20 protein-coding genes are annotated in these 16,433 nt (G+C 67.5%); 6 read left to right on the top strand and 14 right to left on the bottom strand.

Translation table 11 applies throughout. The features are described 5' to 3' along the window. Positions 1 to 129: 129 nt before the first annotated feature. The 8 genes from ACUN0C_RS15515 to ACUN0C_RS15480 form a co-directional block, all read right to left on the bottom strand. A complete protein-coding gene (locus ACUN0C_RS15515) occupies positions 130 to 546 on the bottom strand; it encodes a MucR family transcriptional regulator (protein WP_445467296.1) in 417 nt (138 codons plus the stop codon). Between the two features lie 224 nt (positions 547 to 770). Further along, positions 771 to 1,124, bottom strand: coding sequence for a monovalent cation/H(+) antiporter subunit G (gene mnhG / locus ACUN0C_RS15510; protein ID WP_445467295.1), 354 nt, complete (start codon positions 1,122 to 1,124; stop codon positions 771 to 773). Then, on the bottom strand, positions 1,121 to 1,435 hold the full coding sequence (locus ACUN0C_RS15505; RefSeq protein WP_445467294.1) for a monovalent cation/H+ antiporter complex subunit F: 315 nt from the start codon (positions 1,433 to 1,435) through the stop codon (positions 1,121 to 1,123). The genes mnhG and ACUN0C_RS15505 overlap by 4 nt, the downstream gene beginning before the upstream one ends. Beyond that, entirely contained in the window at positions 1,432 to 1,908 is a 477-nt protein-coding gene (locus ACUN0C_RS15500; RefSeq protein WP_445467293.1) for a Na+/H+ antiporter subunit E, read from the bottom strand. The genes ACUN0C_RS15505 and ACUN0C_RS15500 overlap by 4 nt, the downstream gene beginning before the upstream one ends. Beyond that, the gene (locus tag ACUN0C_RS15495; protein ID WP_445467300.1) at positions 1,905 to 3,449 is read right to left on the bottom strand and encodes a Na+/H+ antiporter subunit D; all 1,545 of its coding nucleotides are present in this window, start codon (positions 3,447 to 3,449) and stop codon (positions 1,905 to 1,907) included. Before ACUN0C_RS15495 ends, ACUN0C_RS15500 begins: the two co-directional genes overlap by 4 nt. A gap of 37 nt (positions 3,450 to 3,486) precedes the next feature. Next, positions 3,487 to 3,864 (bottom strand): Na+/H+ antiporter subunit C, encoded by a 378-nt coding sequence (locus tag ACUN0C_RS15490; RefSeq protein ID WP_445467292.1) that lies wholly within the window; start codon positions 3,862 to 3,864, stop codon positions 3,487 to 3,489. Continuing rightward, complete coding sequence (locus tag ACUN0C_RS15485) at positions 3,864 to 4,280, bottom strand: Na+/H+ antiporter subunit B (RefSeq protein ID WP_445467291.1); 417 nt, start codon at positions 4,278 to 4,280, stop codon at positions 3,864 to 3,866. The genes ACUN0C_RS15490 and ACUN0C_RS15485 overlap by 1 nt, the downstream gene beginning before the upstream one ends. After that, on the bottom strand, positions 4,277 to 6,622 hold the full coding sequence (locus ACUN0C_RS15480) for a putative monovalent cation/H+ antiporter subunit A (protein ID WP_445467290.1): 2,346 nt from the start codon (positions 6,620 to 6,622) through the stop codon (positions 4,277 to 4,279). The genes ACUN0C_RS15485 and ACUN0C_RS15480 overlap by 4 nt, the downstream gene beginning before the upstream one ends. 229 nt (positions 6,623 to 6,851) lie before the next feature. On the opposite strand from ACUN0C_RS15480, the gene ACUN0C_RS15475 reads away from it, so the two are divergent. After that, entirely contained in the window at positions 6,852 to 8,933 is a 2,082-nt protein-coding gene (locus ACUN0C_RS15475) for a S9 family peptidase (protein ID WP_445467289.1), read from the top strand. 60 nt (positions 8,934 to 8,993) lie between these two features. On the opposite strand, the gene ACUN0C_RS15470 is transcribed toward ACUN0C_RS15475, so the two are convergent. Continuing rightward, positions 8,994 to 9,230 (bottom strand): tautomerase family protein, encoded by a 237-nt coding sequence (locus ACUN0C_RS15470; RefSeq protein WP_445467288.1) that lies wholly within the window; start codon positions 9,228 to 9,230, stop codon positions 8,994 to 8,996. 139 nt (positions 9,231 to 9,369) lie between these two features. On the opposite strand from ACUN0C_RS15470, the gene ACUN0C_RS15465 reads away from it, so the two are divergent. Beyond that, positions 9,370 to 9,969 carry a superoxide dismutase gene (locus ACUN0C_RS15465; RefSeq protein ID WP_445467287.1) on the top strand — a complete coding sequence of 200 codons (600 nt, stop codon included), beginning with the start codon at positions 9,370 to 9,372 and terminating at the stop codon, positions 9,967 to 9,969. Positions 9,970 to 10,068: 99 nt separating this feature from the next. Here ACUN0C_RS15465 and ACUN0C_RS15460 read toward each other — a convergent pair whose 3' ends face one another. Further along, positions 10,069 to 10,272, bottom strand: a complete 204-nt coding sequence (locus ACUN0C_RS15460) for a YgaP family membrane protein (protein WP_445467286.1) — start codon at positions 10,270 to 10,272, stop codon at positions 10,069 to 10,071. A gap of 386 nt (positions 10,273 to 10,658) precedes the next feature. Between ACUN0C_RS15460 and ACUN0C_RS15455 the strand changes: the two genes are divergently transcribed. Both ACUN0C_RS15455 and ACUN0C_RS15450 read left to right on the top strand, forming a co-directional pair. Then, positions 10,659 to 11,114, top strand: a complete 456-nt coding sequence (locus ACUN0C_RS15455; RefSeq protein WP_445467285.1) for a c-type cytochrome — start codon at positions 10,659 to 10,661, stop codon at positions 11,112 to 11,114. A gap of 7 nt (positions 11,115 to 11,121) precedes the next feature. Beyond that, complete coding sequence (locus ACUN0C_RS15450; protein ID WP_445467284.1) at positions 11,122 to 12,069, top strand: c-type cytochrome; 948 nt, start codon at positions 11,122 to 11,124, stop codon at positions 12,067 to 12,069. A 3-nt stretch (positions 12,070 to 12,072) separates the two neighbouring features. On the opposite strand, the gene ACUN0C_RS15445 is transcribed toward ACUN0C_RS15450, so the two are convergent. Both ACUN0C_RS15445 and ACUN0C_RS15440 read right to left on the bottom strand, forming a co-directional pair. Continuing rightward, positions 12,073 to 12,417 (bottom strand): hypothetical protein, encoded by a 345-nt coding sequence (locus tag ACUN0C_RS15445; RefSeq protein WP_445467283.1) that lies wholly within the window; start codon positions 12,415 to 12,417, stop codon positions 12,073 to 12,075. 66 nt (positions 12,418 to 12,483) lie between these two features. Beyond that, on the bottom strand, positions 12,484 to 13,335 hold the full coding sequence (locus tag ACUN0C_RS15440) for a branched-chain amino acid aminotransferase (RefSeq protein ID WP_445467282.1): 852 nt from the start codon (positions 13,333 to 13,335) through the stop codon (positions 12,484 to 12,486). Positions 13,336 to 13,458: 123 nt separating this feature from the next. Here ACUN0C_RS15440 and ACUN0C_RS15435 point away from each other — a divergent pair, with 123 nt between their 5' ends. Both ACUN0C_RS15435 and ACUN0C_RS15430 read left to right on the top strand, forming a co-directional pair. Then, positions 13,459 to 14,118, top strand: coding sequence for a haloacid dehalogenase type II (locus ACUN0C_RS15435; RefSeq protein WP_445467281.1), 660 nt, complete (start codon positions 13,459 to 13,461; stop codon positions 14,116 to 14,118). Positions 14,119 to 14,270: 152 nt separating this feature from the next. Continuing rightward, positions 14,271 to 14,450, top strand: coding sequence for a hypothetical protein (locus ACUN0C_RS15430; RefSeq protein ID WP_445467280.1), 180 nt, complete (start codon positions 14,271 to 14,273; stop codon positions 14,448 to 14,450). A gap of 6 nt (positions 14,451 to 14,456) precedes the next feature. Here the strand turns inward: ACUN0C_RS15430 and ACUN0C_RS15425 are convergent, their stop codons facing one another. Then, a complete protein-coding gene (locus ACUN0C_RS15425) occupies positions 14,457 to 15,038 on the bottom strand; it encodes an LOG family protein (protein ID WP_445467279.1) in 582 nt (193 codons plus the stop codon). Beyond that, positions 15,038 to 16,429 carry a dipeptidase gene (locus ACUN0C_RS15420; protein WP_445467278.1) on the bottom strand — a complete coding sequence of 464 codons (1,392 nt, stop codon included), beginning with the start codon at positions 16,427 to 16,429 and terminating at the stop codon, positions 15,038 to 15,040. Before ACUN0C_RS15420 ends, ACUN0C_RS15425 begins: the two co-directional genes overlap by 1 nt. Positions 16,430 to 16,433 lie beyond the last annotated feature (4 nt).

The raw sequence follows: 16,433 nt of genomic DNA, 5'->3' as shown, positions 1-16,433 counted from the left end.
CGCCATCCGCGCCGGATCGCATTCGCGGCTCAGGCCGGGCACTCCACGTGGCATGGACTCCCCTGAGTTTGGTGAGAGACTCCGGCTGTCCGCCCGCCGCCTCGGCGCTCCGGGGCGACGGGCGGCCTTTCACTCCGCTTGCGTCCGCTTGTGGCCGAGGCGCATCTCCTTCGCGAGCTTCGACCGCGTCTCCGCATAATTCGGCGCCACCATCGGGTAGTCGGCCGGCAGGCCCCACTTCTCGCGATACTGCTCGGGCGTGAGGTTGTACCGGCTGCGGAGGTGCCGCCTCAGCGACTTGAACTGCCGGCCGTCCTCCAGGCAGATGATGTAGTCGGGATGCACGGACTTCTTCACCGGCACGGCCGGCTTCAGGGGTTCGGCCTCGGGCTCCGCGGTCCCGGACGCGCTCTGCAGCAGGGCCTGGTGCACGTTGCCGATCAGATTCGACAGGTCCGTCGCGGCGATGTCATTGTTGCTCACATACGCGGCCACGATGTCAGCCGTCAGTGCGATCAGCTCGTCCTGATCAACGCTTTCCGTCATTCCGATCTCCGTCTGCGGGGAAGCCAAGTCTTCTCCCGGCGATTTCGTGCAGTTCGGCATCACCAGCAGTCAACGCCCCGAATACCCAAAGATGTCGGCCAAACTTGGACATGACGTAGCGGAACACGCTTTGGCGACCCCATGAACGAAGGGGTATCTCTTCCCGCGGGGGAGCTTCCATACATTATCGTTGACTTGCATTGCGACGAAAGCGCGCGCCGAACTCAGTCCCTGAGGCGAGCGGCCTGCTGCGCCGTCCGCTCGTCAAGGGTGGTCCCGCGCCAAGGCCGCAGGCCGGCCGAAACGGCGGCCCGGGCGAGGAGATGGGCCGCAACCGGGGCGGTCAGGAGGAGGAAGACGACGCCTGCCAGCGCCCGCGTCGCGACGCCGAACTGCATGGCATCCACTGCAAGCGCGATGAGGATGATGCCGGAGCCGATCGTGCCGGCCTTACTCGCCGCATGCATGCGCGTGTAGAGATCCGGGAAACGGACGATCCCGACGGCACCGACGAGCGCGAATCCGGCGCCGATCACGATCAGCAGCCCGGCGACGACCGAGAAGACGGCCTCCATCATCGCGTCTCCTCCAGTCCGGTCTGCTCGTCGTCCCCCTCGCGGCGGACTGAATAGAAGCGTGCGAGCGCCACGGTAGCCAGGAACCCGACGAGGCCGACGGCTATGGCCACGTCGACATAGAGGTAAAAGCCGGTCTTCACGCCGATGACGCCGATGAAGCCGACGCCGAGCGTCGTTACGAGGTCGAGGGCGAGAATGCGGTCGGCGAGGCTCGGGCCGATCACCAGGCGCACCACCAGCAGCGCATAGGAGATTGCGATCAGCACCAGCGCGAAATCGACGCAGAGATCGAGGAAGTCGGCAGCCGTCACCGCAAGGCCTCCATGATCCGCCGCTCGAAGCTGTGCGCGATATCGCGCTTCAACGCCTCCGGATCGGGCACGTCCACGGCGTGGATGAAGAGGTAGCGCCGGTCGGCCGACACATCGACCGACAGCGTGCCCGGGGTGAGCGTGATCAGGTTGGCAAGGAGCGTAATCTCGAAGTCGCGGTCGACGCGCAGGGGATAGGCGATGATGCCCGGACGGAGCGGCATGCGCGGCTGCACCACCAGCCAAGCCACCCGCAGCGCGGATTTCACCAGTTCGTAGAGGAACACGAAAAGCAGGCCTATCACGCGCCGGGTCCTCCCGAAATAGACCCGGGTTCCGACCTGGTCGCGGATCAGCCAGAGGCCCAGGGCCGCCAGCACGAAGCCCAGCACGAGGTTGGCGAGGCTGAAGTCGGCGGTCACCGCCGCCCATACGAAAGCAAGCAGCAGGTTGACCGGAAAGAGGACGCTCATGGTGATCCCCCGAAGACCGACCTGACATACGCCGACGGATCGAGCAGCGCCATCGCGGAGGCGTCGGCGAGCGTCATGAGGGTATCGGGCCAGAGCCCGATCAGCACGGCGAGCGCGGCGAGGAACGCCATCGGCGCAAGGAGCCAGGCGGTCTCGCCGGCAGGTAGCCTCGCAAGCCCGGCATCGTCCGAGGTGCCGTCCGGTGTCCCGAACGGCCCGCCGCGCCAGAAGGCCAGCGCGAAGGCGCGTCCGCCCGCAATCGTCGTCAGAAACCCGGACAGAAGGATGGATCCCGCCAGAAGCCACCTGCCCTGCTCCAGCGCAGCCTCGGTGATGAGGACCTTCGGCCAGAACCCGGAAAAGGGCGGAAGGCCCGCGATCGCGAAGACCAGGACGAGGAAGACCGCGGACAGCCACGGCGCACGCGCATAGATGCCGCCGAGCGCACGGCTGTCGAACGAGTGCCCGACCCGTCCGGCGAGCCCGACGCCGAGATAGAGCGCGGCGCTCACGATCATCGAATGGACGGCGTAGAAGGTCGCGCCGGCCAGCGCGAGCTGCGTTCCGAGGGCAAGGCCTGCAATCATGGCGCCGATGCCGGTGATCACGAAATAGCCGAGCATCCGCCTGAGGTCGGACTGCGCGACTGCGCCGAGGCCGGCGATCAGCATCGTCGCGATCGCCACGATTGCGAGCAGGTCGGCGTAGATCGCCCGCTGCTCGGGCATCAGCATCACGATGACGCGCAGCAGTGCGTAGACCCCGACCTTGGTCAGGAGGCCCGCGAAGAGGGCGGCGACCGAGATCATCGGCGTGTGATAGGACGCAGGCAGCCAGAAGTTCACGGGGAAGGCCGCCGCCTTCATGGCGAAGGCGAGGATGAACAGCGCGGCAATCGTGTTGACCGGGGCGGTGCCGCCCATGTCGCGCAGCCGGACGGTGATGTCGGCCATGTTGAGCGTGCCGGTCAGGCCGTAGAGGTAGCCGACCGCGATCAGGAACAGCGTCGTCGCGAGGAGATTGAGGATCGCATAGCGGATCGCACCGTCCAGCTGTTCGCGGCCGTTGCCGAGCACGATCAGCCCGAAGGACGCTATGAGCAGGACCTCGAACCAGACATAGAGGTTGAAGACGTCGCCGGTCAGGAACGCGCCGGAGACGCCCGCCATCATCAGGACGAGGCACGGGTAGAAGCCGAACCGGCGCAGTCCCGAAGGCACATCCCGCACGCCGTAGACGGCGACCGCAAGGGCCACGACCGACGCGGTCAAGGCGAGCGTTGCGCCCAGAACGTCCGCGCTGAAGGAGATGCCGAACGGCGGCAGCCACCGCCCCATCGTCATCGTCAGCGGCCCCTCCGCCGCGACCCGCACCAGAAGGAGCGAATTGCTCAGGACGAGCGTCGCCATGGCAGCGATCGCGATGATCGGCTGCAGGCGCGGGAACGACCTGAGCATCACCAGGACGCTGCCGGCCAGGATGGTGACGACGACCGGCGCAACGACCAGCCAGTCCGCCGCCGGCGTCGCCGCCGTCACCATCGCGCGCGCGATATCCACTCCCGGAGCTACGGCCAAGTCAGTACCCCTCAGGAGCGATCGGGCCGCCAGGCGGCTCGGCCGCGTCGAGCTCCGGCGTCCGGTCGGAGCCGACGGCCTGATAGGTCCGGAACACCAGCACCAGCACGAAGGCGAAGAGCGAGAACGAGATCACGATGGCGGTCAGGATCAGTGCCTGCGGCAGCGGATTGGCGACGACGTTCTCCGGCACCATCGCGTCGATCGCGATCACCGGCGGCACCTCGCGGATGATCCGCCCGGCCGTGAAGATCAGGAGGTTCACGGCGTTCGAAAGGATCACCAGCCCCAGCAGGATGCGGATGAGGGAGTTCGACAGCAGAAGATAGATGCTCGCGCCGAACAGGATGCCGACGAGCACGGCGAGCGGTGCCTCCATCAGCGCTCCCTCTCCTCGAGCGTGAGCCCGATGGCGCTGATCGCCCCGACCACCACGAAATAGACGCCGATGTCGAAGAGGACGGGCGTGGCGATCGGCAATTCCGTCTCGCCCACATGCGGCGTCCACCAGAGGCCCGTGAGATAGGGCACGCCGGCGATCAGCGACGGCAGACCGGCGAGGGCTCCAAGGAAAAGCCCGAACGCCGACAAAGCCATCGGCGAGAAGACGAGCGCCCGGCGCACCGCCCTCACGCCGCAGGCGATGCCGTAGATCGAAAGTGCGGATGCGGCGATCAGGCCGCCGATGAAGCCGCCGCCCGGCTCGTTGTGTCCGCGCAGCAGCACGAAGATCGAGAACAGGATCATCAGCGCGGTCAGGAACGGCGCGATCGTCCGGAAGATGATAGTCCTCATGCCGGGCCCTCTTCGTCGCGGCGGCTCCAGGCGGCGCGGACGCGGAGGAGCGCCAGGATCGAGAGGCCGGCGATCATGACCACGCTGATCTCGCCCAGCGTATCGAGCCCGCGGAAGTCGACGATGATGACGTTCACGATGTTGCGGCCGTGCGCGATCGTCCGCGCGTTCTCCGCGAAGAAGTCCGACAGGCGCGCATCGAAGGGCGAGGCCGTGACCGCGAGAAGCGCCAGACCGAAACCGATCCCGCAGGCGGTCGCGATGCTGGCATCCTTCGTGAATTCGAAGGCGGAGCGGTGGTCGGACGGGCTCAGCGACAGGCGGGTCATCGCAAGAGTGATGATGACGACGGAGAGGGTCTCGACCATGAACTGCGTGAACGAGAGGTCGGGCGCGCCGTAGAGCATGAAGAGAACGGCGACCGCGAAGCCCTGCACGCCGAGCGAGACGATGGCGGTGAGGCGGCGCTTCGTGGCGAGGACGACGGCGACCCCGGCGACGGCGAGCGCGATCATCGACGCTTCCGGCAGCGAAGGCATCGTCACCGACGGCCAGCCGGGCCATTCGTCGAAGATCGCCATCGGTACGAGAAGCGCGAGCGCCGTCGCAGCCATCGTCACGAAGATGTAGGTCTCGAGGTTCCCGGTCTGGACGTTCCGGGTGACGCCCGCGGCGAACCGGGTCAACCCCGCGATGAATTGGTCGAAGCCGCGGTCTGGACCCCACCCTATGGCCGCAAGGATCCGCGCCATCGCCGCACGGGCATGGGCGATCCGCCACAGCACGAGCACGCCGATCGCCACCGTCACGAGCGAGAGCGCGAGCGCGAGATTGAAGTGAATGGCGGCCGATACGGCCGCCTCCGACCGGATGCCGGCAACCGCGTAGACCGTCGGCAGGACGAGGTTCCGGCCCGTCCAGGCGCCGAAGAGGATCGCAGCGATGCCCGCAAGCGCGAGCACGAGCGGCCCGATCCAGAGCCCGACCGGCCCCTCGTGGACATGGGCGTTCGGCGCGCGGCGCCGCCCGAAGAAGGGCAGCAGCGCGACGGCGAAACCGGCGGCGAACATCAGCCCGTTGCCGATGACAGCGACGAACAGTGCGGCGAACGCAAGCCCGGAGCCGTGCAGCAGGCCCTCGTACATCGCTTCCTTGCCGAAGAACCCGATCGTGAGCGGCAGGCCGCCCATCGAGATCGCGGCGCCGAGCGCGGCGGCGAGCGTGATCGGCATCTCGCGCGCAAGCCCGCCGAGTTTCGTGACGTCGCGCGTGCCCGCTTCGTGGTCGATCCCGCCGACGACCATGAACAGGGCACCCTTGAAGAGGGAATGCGCGAGCAGGTAGGTCGCCGCCCCGAGGATGGCACCGTCGAGGCTCGTGCCCGTCAGCATGACCAGGAGGCCGAGCGAGGCCATCGTGGTGTAGGCGAGCAGCATCTTGAGATCGGTCTGCCGCACCGCCAGCAGCGCGCCGGCAATCAGCGTGACCCCGCCGAAGATCGGCAGGATCGTCGTCCAGGCCGCCGTGTCGCCGAGCACCGGCTGAAACCGCATCAGGAGATAGACGCCCGCCTTCACCATGGTCGCGGAATGCAGGTACGCGGAGACCGGCGTCGGCGCCTCCATGGCGTTCGGCAGCCAGAAATGGAACGGGAACTGCGCCGACTTGGTGAAGGCGCCGCCGAGCACCAGGATCAGGAAGGCAAGGTAATAGGGATGGGCGCGGAGCGTGTCCCCGGCCGCGAGGGCACCCGACATCGAGGTGATACCGGTCGTCGCCATGATCAGGAGGAGGCCCGCCAGGAGCGCCAGCCCGCCGCCGCCGGTGACGACCAGCGCCTGCAGCGCCGCACGCCGCGCCGCGATCCGGTTGTGATCGAACCCGATCAGCAGGAAGGAGCTGATCGAGGTCATCTCCCAGAACACGAAGAGCGTCAGGAACCCGTCTGCCAGGACGAGGCCGAGCATCGAGCCCATGAAGAGCAGGATGAAGCCGAAGAAGCGCCCCTGCAGCGGATGCCCTTTCAGGTAGGCCCCGGAATAGATGACGATGAACGTCCCGATGCCGGTGATGAGGAGCGCGAAGAGGAGGCTCAACCCGTCGATGCGGAACGAGAAGTCGATGCCGAAGCGCTCCGACCAGACGAGCGCGCCGGTGAGCACCTGGTCCGCGCTGACCGCCGGCAGAAGCCTGGCGAAATGCAGGAACATCGCCGCCGGAGCGATTGCGAGCACCCAGCCTGCGGACGCGCCGAAGACCCGCTTCGCCGCCGGCGCGAGGAGCGCCGCCACGAACGGAGCGAGCATGGCGAGAAAGGTCCAGTCAGACGATACGGCGGGCATCCGGATGCAAGGTCGGCAGGACGTGGGCGACCCGACATAAACGGCGCTTTCGCGGCCGGCAACCGCCGAACATTCGAAACATTCCGGGAGGAACTCGGCTCCCGGCATTCCGGTCCCTTCTGCGAACCAGGGATCGGGCCGCAGCTGGGCATCGGCACGGCTCGCTTGATCGGGCGAGAAGGGCCCGCCCGGCTTGCCCCACCCCGCGTTTCCTCCTACCTCGGCTGCCATGCCAGAGCCCCTCGTCCCGCCGAATGCCGCGAAGCGCCCCGTGACGTTCACCCGCCACGGTCACGTCCGCACCGACGAATATTCGTGGCTGCGCGCGGAGAACTGGCAGGAGGTGATGCGCAATCCGGCCGCGCTCGATCCGGAGATCCGGGCCTATCTGGCGGCGGAGAATGCCTATTTCGCCGCGTGCATGACCGACACGGAGGGCCTGCAGGAGACGCTCTTCAAGGAGATGCGCGGCCGCATAAAGGAGGACGATTCGACGGTTCCCGCCCCCGACGGCCCCTATGCCTATGCCACGCGTTACGTCGAGGGCGGACAGCACCAGCTCTTCGTGCGCACGCCGCGCGAGGGCGGCCCGGAGGAGGTTCTTCTGGACGGCAACGCGCTCGCGGAAGGCCGCGCCTATTTCCGGATCGGCGGTGTCTCGCATTCGCCCGACCATACCAAGCTCGCCTGGGCGCACGACGATTCGGGCTCGGAGTTCTACCTCGTGTCGGTGCGCGACCTTGCCAGCGGGCATGATCTCGCCGACCAGATCGCCGACACGAGCGGAGGGGCCGTGTGGTCGGCCGACGGGCGCCACCTGTTCTACGTGAGGCTCGACGCCAACCATCGGCCGTCTCGCGTCTACCGGCACCGGCTCGGCACGCCGGCCTCCGACGACGTCCTCGTCTACGAGGAGGCGGATCCGGGGTTCTTCGTCGGGCTCGGCAAGACGCAGTCCCGGCGCTTCATCGTCATCCATGCGCACGACCACGAGACCGGCGAGGCGCGGCTGATCCCCGCCGACGAGCCGGAGGCCGAGCCGGTGCTCGTCGCGCCGCGGGAGCGCGGCGTCGAGTACAGCGTCGACGAGGGGAACGGCACGCTGTTCATCCTGACCAACCTTGACGCCAAGGATTTCAGGATCGTCACCGCCCCGGTCGCGAGCCCCGGTCGAGCCTCGTGGGCGGACCTGGTGCCGCACGAGCCGGGCCGGCTCATCCTCGGCCACGACGTGCTGGCGCGCCACCTCGTCCGGCTGGAACGCGTCGAGGGACTGCCGCGCATCATCGTGCGGCGCCTCTCCGACGGCGCGGAGCATGCGATCGGGTTCGACGAGCAGGCCTATTCGCTCGGGCTGATGGGCGGCTACGAGTTCGATACGGACTGGCTGCGCTTCACCTATTCCTCGATGGCGACCCCTGCGCGGGTGTTCGACTATCACATGGAGACGCGCGAGCGCGTGCTCCGGAAGGAGCAGGAGGTGCCGTCCGGCCACGATCCGTCGCTCTACGTGACGCGGCGGATTCTTGCGCCGGCCGCCGACGGCGAACTCGTGCCCATCTCGCTCCTCTACCGGAAGGAGACGCCGCTCGACGGCAGCGCGCCCTGCCTGCTCTACGGCTACGGCGCCTACGGCATCGTGATTCCCGCTGCCTTCTCCGTTTCCCGCCTCTCGCTGGTTGACCGCGGCTTCATCTATGCCGTCGCCCACATCCGCGGCGGCAAGGACAAGGGCTACGCCTGGTACGAGTCGGGCAAGCGCGCCCACAAGGCGAACAGCTTCACGGACTACATCGCAGCGGCCGAGCATCTCGTCGCGGAGAAGATCACCTCGCGCGGCCGGATCGTGGCGCAGGGCGGCTCGGCAGGCGGCATGCTGATGGGAGCCGTCGCGAACATGGCCGGCGATCTCTTCGCCGGCGTCATCGCCGTCGTGCCCTTCGTCGACGTGCTCAACACCATGCTCGACGAGACGCTGCCGCTCACCCCGCCGGAATGGCCGGAATGGGGCAATCCGGCGGAGAGCGCGGAGGACTACCACGCCATCCTCGCCTATTCGCCCTACGACAATGTCGAGGCGAAGGCCTATCCGCCGCTCCTGGTCATGGCGGGGCTCACCGACCCCCGCGTCACCTATTGGGAGCCGGCGAAATGGGTCGCGCGCCTTCGGGCGCTGAAAACCGACGACAACCTGCTCATGCTGCGGACCAACATGGAGGCCGGCCACGCCGGTGCGGCGGGCCGGTTCGACGCGCTGAAAGAGACGGCGATCGAGATGGCCTTCGCGCTGAAGGTGACAGGGAATACCTGACGTCTCAAACCCGCCGGCGGCGGGTCCGCCACCGGCCGCCGGGGCTGGACGGCTGGCCGGTCAGCGCTCGCTGAACGGCACGCCGCCTTTCGCCTTGTCCGTCTTGGGCGTCTCGACGATCGAGACCGTCACGTTGTCGGGCTGCACGGAGAAGTTCTTCGCGACAGCGTCGGTGATGTCCTTCATGAGCGCCTTCTTCTGCTCGGCGCTGCGGCCCGCGACCGCGTAGACGACGACTTCCGGCATCTCTTCCCCCTGCTCGTTCCCGGCGCCAGCCCGCCGGCGGCGCGCCCGCATTAGGGGCTCCGCTTCCGCCCGGCAAGTGCGTCCGGCCCCTCATCCACGGTTGCCCGGCGAAGCAACTCCGCTAAAAGGTCCGCGGGAACGCCGCCGCACCGCTTACGTTCCATTCGCGGCTTCACATGAGGAGACGAACATGGCCTTCACGCTCCCCGAGCTCCCCTACGCTTACGACGCGCTCCAGCCGCACATGTCGGCCGAGACGCTCGAGTACCATCACGACAAGCACCACAAGGCCTATCTCGACGCCATGACGCCGATGATCCAGGGCACGGAATACGAGTCCATGGACATCGAGGGCATCGTGAAGAAGAGCTATTCGGAGAACCCGAAGCTCTTCAATCAGGCCGGCCAGTTCTACAACCACGTCCATTTCTGGAAGTGGATGAAGCCGAACGGCGGCGGCCGCAGCCTGCCGGGTGCGCTGGAGAGCCAGATCAACTCCGACCTGGGCTCGTTCGACGAGTTCCGCACCAAGTTCATCGACGCCGGCAAGACGCAGTTCGGCTCGGGCTGGGCGTGGCTTGCCATGAAGGGCGGGAAGCTCGTCGTCATGAACACGCCGAACGGCGAGAACCCGCTCGTTCATGGCGGGGTGCCGCTGCTCGGCGTCGACGTGTGGGAGCACTCCTACTACATCGACTACCGGAACCTCCGGCCGAAGTACCTCGAGACCTGGTTCGACAACCTGGTCAATTGGGACTACGTGGCCGAGCTTTACGAGAAGGCGCGCTGAGTATCGGCGACCAGTTTTCGATCCGGGGCCCCGGTCGTACGCCCGTGGCCTTTCTTATTCCCGCAGGACGGCCGACGGATCTCCCGTCGGCCAGCGCGCCTACTGGAATGCAACGCCCGTCCTGCAGCCGATCTTCTTGAACAGGAACGCAGCCGGGCAGAACCCCGTGAAGGAGGCCTGGAAGAGGTTCACGCCGACGAAGGCGGTCAGCAGGTACCAATAAGGCGAGACGTAGAAGCCGAGCGCCAGCGATCCTAGGATCATGATCCCGGCGAACATCATCACGGCACGATCGATCGTCATGGCGGGCCCTCCGCTGCAAGTGTCGGCTCATCCATGCACCACGGCAGAGCCGCGCGCGTTGATCGAGATCAACCTTGCAGGCCGGCGGAGCTTCGCGCGGGCAACTGACACGGTCATGCAGGGCGCGGGTGATGCGGAACTGCGGGAAAGTCAGCCGAACGGTTGGCGATGCCCTCACGGCTCTTAGCGGCCATGAGGGTGGCGGGGAGAAGAGTGACGAGAGCGTCGGCGCCTCATCCGCCGCGAAGATCACGGTCTGCGCGTGCATGGACCGGAAACACAGTGTTCATCGCTCCTCAACCAGTTGTCATTTCATCGTGAACAGCTGCGGCCCTTCAACTCCTCTTCCGGATGTGCCCCACTGGGTCCCCACATGGAGGATTCGCATGAACCGCACCGTCTTTTTTGCCGCGGCCGCCGCGACGTTTGCGCTCTCGGCCTCGGCCATCGCCCTCGAGGACCCGATCGCGACCCGGAAGATCCTGATGGACGCGAACGGAGCGGCCTCCGCGCTCGGCGGCGGCATGATGAAGGGGGAGATCGCGTTCAACCCGGTTGCGGCCCGCGCCGTGCTGCAGACGAACCACTCGGTGTCGGTTGCCTTCGGGGACTATTTCCCGGAAGGCAGCGAGCTGGGCGACACCAAGGCCGACCCGAAGATCTGGACGGACGCGGAGGGCTTCGCAGCGGCGCTGGAGAAGTTCCGCAGCGATTCGGAAGCCGCCCTCGCGACCGTGCCTGAGGACGTCGCCGGCTATACGCAGGAGCAGTTCCAGGCTGCGTTCGGCCAGGTCGCCCAGAACTGCAGGAACTGCCACGAGCAGTACCGGATCAGCAACTGAGCCCGCCATGAGGCGTGCCGCGGCCGTCGTTCTCCTCCTTGTTCTGGCGGCGGCGGCGGCCGGCTGGCTTCTGACGGCGCCCGATCCACTCACGGCCGCGGACCTGCCGCGACACGAGCCCGACGCCGCCAATGGCGAGCGCATGTTCTACGCTGGCGGCTGCACCTCCTGCCACGCGGCGCCAGGCGCGAGAGGCGACGAGAAGCTGCGGCTTGCCGGGGGGCTCGATCTGACGAGCCCGTTCGGCACCTTCCGGGTACCGAACATCTCGCCCGATCCGGACTCCGGCATCGGCGGCTGGTCCGATGTCGACTTCGTGAATGCCGTCATGCGCGGCGTGTCGCCGGACGGCGAGCACTATTATCCGTCGTTTCCCTACCCCTCCTATGCGCGAATGCGGGTTGAGGACGTCCTCGACATGAAGGCCTTCATCGACACGCTACCGGCGGTCCGGAGCACCGTTGCCGGCCACGCCCTCGCCTTCCCCTACAGCATCCGGCGCGCGGTCGGCGTTTGGAAGCGTCTCAACATGCATCCCGAGCCGGTCGTGGCGCTTGCCGGAGCCGGTCCCGAGGTGGCGCGCGGGCAGTACCTCGTTGAAGGGCCGGGGCATTGCGGCGAGTGCCACACGCCCCGCGACGCGCTTGGCGGCGCCAGGCTTGACCAGTGGCTCGCAGGCGCGCCCAACCCGGAGGGCCGCGGCACGATTCCGAACATCACGCCCCATGCCGACGGCATTGCGCGCTGGTCGACCGGCGACATCGCCTATTCGCTGGAGACCGGGTTTAAGCCGGACTTCGATTCATTCGGCGGCTCGATGGTGGCCGTGCAGGACAACATGGCGAGACTGCCGGCCGAAGACCGGGCCGCCATCGCGGCCTATCTGAAGGCTGTCCCGCCGCTGCCCGATGCCGTCACGTCACAAGCCCGTACCGGTGCCGAAAGCGGCGGCTGAGCTTCACCTGTAGCGGCCGGGAAGACCTGGCCGGCAGGACGTCACGACGATCGGCCCGAGCGCGTAGGTGATCGACCGCTGCTGCCAGACGCGGCACGCCGCCTCGCTGGCGAAGCAGCCCTCGGCGGAATAGGCGCGGTGGCGGTCGTTGGCCGTGTTCAGATACTTCCCCGCATAACGGCCGTACCAGACCGCGCCCGGCCCGATCGCCGCCGCGAGCGCGGCACAGTCCCCAGCCCGCGGTTCGACGCGCGGCTCGTACCGGAAGAGATCGCCCAGGAAATCCGCGTGCGCGGCCGACGTGCCCAGCACGAGAGCGACTGCCGCAAGCCCTGTCAAAGCGCGCATCATCCCCTCCTCTCGAACCTTCGCCGGTAACGTGGGGCGCAACCGATCGGTTGCCGCCGGGCGGCCTCAGGAATGCGCCCACTCCCAGTAGAGGGCGCGCGCGCGGGCGCCGATCGGCCCCGGCTGCAGCGCGCGCTCCTCGATCTGCGTGATCGGCACCACCTTCGAGTAATTGCCGGACGAGAAGATCTCGTCGGCGCCCATCAGGTCGGCGGGCGTGAGCGTCACCTCCCGCACCTCGACGCCGTCCTCGCGCAGCAGCCGGATCACGCGTTGGCGCGTGATCCCGTTCAGGAAAGAGCCGTTCGGCAGCGGCGTGAAGACGACGCCCTCCTTCGCCATGAACACGTTCGAGGTTCCGGTCTCCGCCACGTTCCCGATGAGGTCACGCACGATCGCATTGTCGAAGCCGCGGGCCTTCGCCTCCATGATGGCGCGGCCATTGTTGGGGTAGAGGCAGCCGGCCTTGGCATCGGTCGGCATGCATTCGAAGCTCGGCCTGCGGAACGGCGAGACGGTCACCGAAAACCCGCGCGGCTCCGGCAGGGGGGTCTCGTAGAGGCAGAGGCAGAAACGCGTGGAATCGGGGTCGGCCGGCACCGACATGTAGCCGCCCTGCTCCGCCCAGTACATCGGGCGGATATAGACCGCGTCTGCCGGCGAGAACCGGCGCAGCCCCTCCGTCGCGAGGTCGAGCATCGCTTCGACGGACATCGTGGGGCGGAGGCCGAGCGCGAGCGCGGATGCGTTGACCCGCGCGAGATGGAGTTCGAGGTCCGGCGTCACGCCCTCGAAGGCGCGCGCGCCGTCGAAGACGCTCGAACCCAGCCAGAGCGCATGCGAGCGGGGTCCGACGATCGGCGGGTTGCCTTCGTGCCAGTCGCCATCGACGAAACTCCATGTCTGCGACCACGCCATGCCGTCCTCCCTTTAACTGCGATCAAAGCCGCGTCGCCCGGGGTGGTCAACGGCGCCTTTGCCCTTTCAACGAAACGCGGGATCGGTGATGGTCCTGGTTCCGCGTGGGCTGGGGGAATTGTCGTGGCGATCTCGGTCTATGTCTTCGATGCCTACGGGACGCTCTTCGACGTCCACTCCGCCGTGCGCCGCCATGCGGGAGCGGTCGGGCCGGACGCCGAGCGCCTCTCCGCCGTCTGGCGGGCCAAGCAGCTCGAATATTCCTGGGTCCGCACCCTGATGGGCCGCTACCAGGATTTCTGGACGCTGACGGAACAGGCGCTCGACGTCGCGTTCGCCGCCTGCCCTTCTGCCGATCCGGCGCGGAAGGCCGATCTCCTCGAAGCTTATCGGTCGCTGGACTGCTATCCCGAGGTGCCGGGCGTCCTCGACGGCCTGAAGAAGCGCGGCTGCCGGCTGGGTGTCCTCTCGAACGGTACCGCCGACATGCTCGCCGACGCCATCTCCGCCGGCGGCCTCGCCGGCCTGTTCGACGCCGTCCTCTCCGCCGACGAGATCAGGACCTACAAGACCGCCGAGACCGCCTACGAGCTCGCCACGACGCATTTCCGCGTCTATCCCGAAGCGATCTCGTTCCAGTCGTCGAACCGGTGGGATGTCGCGGGTGCCTCCGCATGCGGCTTTCGAACGATCTGGATCAACCGCGCAGGCGCGCCCGAGGAGTATGTCGATCTCCCCCCTGCGGCGACGCTGTCGACCCTCGACGGGCTGCTGTCACTCTGACCCGTAGCCGGCAACATTCATAAACTCTCAGCAACCCGGCGGCGAATCGGAAACGGCGCGTTAAGACGTTTCCCACTTGGCGCGTGCGTCGGAGGGAACTGATCGGCTCCCTTGCAGATTGTGGCCGCACAACCTTTGCCCTGGAGAGCTTCATGCCGAACCAGCCGCAGTTCCCGCGCCTCTTCTCGAACCGCCATCTGGGCTACGACGGCGACGCGCCGCAGTCCGGCCCGGCGCCGGCCGAGGGCGACTCTCGCGGCCGCTACGGGTACGGTCGGCCGGCGCACGGCTCCGATCCGCGCGCGACCTACACGTTCGGCCGGCGCAGCTGAGGCGCGTCAGCGTTCGTCTCGGCCGATCCATTTTGTGACGGTCGGCGCCACGTAGGCATCGAAACGGTCGAGCAGGCGATCGGGATCGGAGTCCGCCACGATCATGTCGCGATGCGCCGGCCGCATGAAGCGCTCCGCCATCTGATGGTCGAAGAAGGCGAGCAGCCGGTCGAAGTAGCCGGCCGCGTTGAGCAGGCCGACCGGCTTCCGGTGGTAGCCGAGCTGGCCCCAGGTCCAGACCTCGAACAGTTCCTCCATCGTCCCCGCCCCGCCCGGCAGCGCGACGAAGCCGTCCGAGAGATCGGCCATCAGCGCTTTCCGCTCGTGCATGGATTCAACGATGCGCAGGTCGGTCAGCCCGGGATGGGCGATCTCGCGCTCCACGAGGGCACGGGGAATGATCCCCACGACCTCGCCGCCACCCTCCAGCGCGGCATCCGCGACCACCCCCATCAGCCCGGCCTTGGCGCCGCCATAGACGAGACGCACACCCCGCGCCGCAATCCTGCCGCCCATCGCCCGGGCCGCATCCGAATAAACCTCGCCGGCCCCGAAATTGGAGCCGCAGAACACGCAGATTGAACGCATCAGGCGCGGCTGCCGAGCGCGTCGAGGATGCGCGCCCAGGACCGCATCCCGCCGTGGAAGCTGCGGAGATTGTACTTCTCGTTGGGAGAGTGGATGCGGTCGTCCTCCAGGCTGAATCCGACGAGGACGGAATCCATGCCGAGATGGCGCTTGAACTGAGAGACGATGGGGATCGAGCCGCCCATGGCGATGAGAACGGCCTCTTTGCCCCATTCTTGGGAGAGCGCCTTCTTCGCCTTCTCCACATGGGGGCTGTCGCCGGGCAGCGTCACGGCGCGGTCGCCGCCGTGCGACTGGAACGAAACCTTGCAGTCGGCCGGGACGTGCTCGGTGACGAACGCCCTGAACGCCTGCTGGATCTTCTCGGGATCCTGGTCCCCGACGAGGCGGAACGAGACTTTCGCCGACGCCTTCGCCGGGATCACAGTCTTGGCGCCGTCGCCGGTATAGCCGCCGACGATCCCGTTCACCTCCAGGCTCGGCCGCGCCCAGACCTGTTCGAGCACGGAATAGTCCTTCTCGCCGGCGGCATGGCTGAGGCCGATGTCGCCCAGGAAGGCGCGCTCGTCGAAGCCGAGCGTGCTCCACTGCCGCTTCTGCTCCGCGCTCACCTCCGGAACGCCGTCGTAGAAGCCCGGCAGCGTGACGCGCCCGTCCGCGTCCCGGAGCCGCGACAGGACGTCGATGAGGACGTGGATGGGGTTTCGCGCCGCATTGCCGTAATAGCCGGAATGCAGGTCATGGCTCGCCGCCTGCACGAACACCTCCTCGTAGAGGAGGCCGCGCAGCTGCGTCGCGATCGCCGGCGTCTGGCGGTCCCACATGTTGGTGTCGCAGACGAGCGCCACGTCCGCCTTCAGCTCGTCGGCATTCGCCGTCAGGAACGGGAGCAGACTGGGGCTGGCGGATTCCTCCTCCCCCTCCAGGAGCACGGTGACGTTGATCGGCAGCTTGCCCGTCACCTCCATCCAGGCCCGCGCGGCCTCGACGAACGTCATCAGCTGGCCCTTGTCGTCGGAGGAGCCGCGCGCGAGGATCCGCTTCTCCCCCTCGACCTCGACGACCGCCGGGTCGAACGGATCGCGATCCCAGAGCGCGATCGGATCGACGGGCTGCACGTCGTAATGGCCATAGAAGAGCACGTGCGGCGCGCCCTCGCTCGCGCCGCGATAATGGCCGACGACCATCGGATGGCCGATCGTGTCCCGGACGGAGGCTTCGAAGCCGGCGCCGTTGAGCGTGCCGGCGCACCAGTCCGCAGCGGTGCGGCAGTCAGCCTTGTAGGCCGGATCGGCAGAGATCGACCTGATGCGGAGCAGTTCGAAGAGCCGCGCCAGGCTGTCGTTGAGGCCGTCGTCGAGGCGGCCGAGCACATTGTTGAGATCCGACATGGTC

Source organism: Faunimonas sp. B44, assembly GCF_052655945.1.
This window is presented reverse-complemented; position numbering and strand designations above follow the sequence as displayed.

Bases quoted from the DNA above. Each gene is read 5' to 3' on its own strand.
- ACUN0C_RS15515 (WP_445467296.1), bottom strand. From the start codon at position 546: ATGACGGAAAGCGTTGATCAGGACGAGCTGATCGCACTGACGGCTGAC.
- ACUN0C_RS15470 (WP_445467288.1), bottom strand. From the start codon at position 9,230: ATGCGGGCGCGCCGCCGGCGGGCTGGCGCCGGGAACGAGCAGGGGGAA.
- ACUN0C_RS15445 (WP_445467283.1), bottom strand. From the start codon at position 12,417: ATGCGCGCTTTGACAGGGCTTGCGGCAGTCGCTCTCGTGCTGGGCACG.
- ACUN0C_RS15475 (WP_445467289.1), top strand. From the start codon at position 6,852: ATGCCAGAGCCCCTCGTCCCGCCGAATGCCGCGAAGCGCCCCGTGACG.
- ACUN0C_RS15425 (WP_445467279.1), bottom strand. From the start codon at position 15,038: ATGCGTTCAATCTGCGTGTTCTGCGGCTCCAATTTCGGGGCCGGCGAG.
- ACUN0C_RS15450 (WP_445467284.1), top strand. From the start codon at position 11,122: ATGAGGCGTGCCGCGGCCGTCGTTCTCCTCCTTGTTCTGGCGGCGGCG.
- ACUN0C_RS15500 (WP_445467293.1), bottom strand. From the start codon at position 1,908: ATGAGCGTCCTCTTTCCGGTCAACCTGCTGCTTGCTTTCGTATGGGCG.
- ACUN0C_RS15420 (WP_445467278.1), bottom strand. From the start codon at position 16,429: ATGTCGGATCTCAACAATGTGCTCGGCCGCCTCGACGACGGCCTCAAC.
- ACUN0C_RS15465 (WP_445467287.1), top strand. From the start codon at position 9,370: ATGGCCTTCACGCTCCCCGAGCTCCCCTACGCTTACGACGCGCTCCAG.
- ACUN0C_RS15480 (WP_445467290.1), bottom strand. From the start codon at position 6,622: ATGCCCGCCGTATCGTCTGACTGGACCTTTCTCGCCATGCTCGCTCCG.
- ACUN0C_RS15455 (WP_445467285.1), top strand. From the start codon at position 10,659: ATGAACCGCACCGTCTTTTTTGCCGCGGCCGCCGCGACGTTTGCGCTC.
- ACUN0C_RS15495 (WP_445467300.1), bottom strand. From the start codon at position 3,449: ATGGTGACGGCGGCGACGCCGGCGGCGGACTGGCTGGTCGTTGCGCCG.
- ACUN0C_RS15440 (WP_445467282.1), bottom strand. From the start codon at position 13,335: ATGGCGTGGTCGCAGACATGGAGTTTCGTCGATGGCGACTGGCACGAA.
- ACUN0C_RS15460 (WP_445467286.1), bottom strand. From the start codon at position 10,272: ATGACGATCGATCGTGCCGTGATGATGTTCGCCGGGATCATGATCCTA.
- mnhG (WP_445467295.1), bottom strand. From the start codon at position 1,124: ATGATGGAGGCCGTCTTCTCGGTCGTCGCCGGGCTGCTGATCGTGATC.
- ACUN0C_RS15430 (WP_445467280.1), top strand. From the start codon at position 14,271: ATGCCGAACCAGCCGCAGTTCCCGCGCCTCTTCTCGAACCGCCATCTG.
- ACUN0C_RS15490 (WP_445467292.1), bottom strand. From the start codon at position 3,864: ATGGAGGCACCGCTCGCCGTGCTCGTCGGCATCCTGTTCGGCGCGAGC.
- ACUN0C_RS15485 (WP_445467291.1), bottom strand. From the start codon at position 4,280: ATGAGGACTATCATCTTCCGGACGATCGCGCCGTTCCTGACCGCGCTG.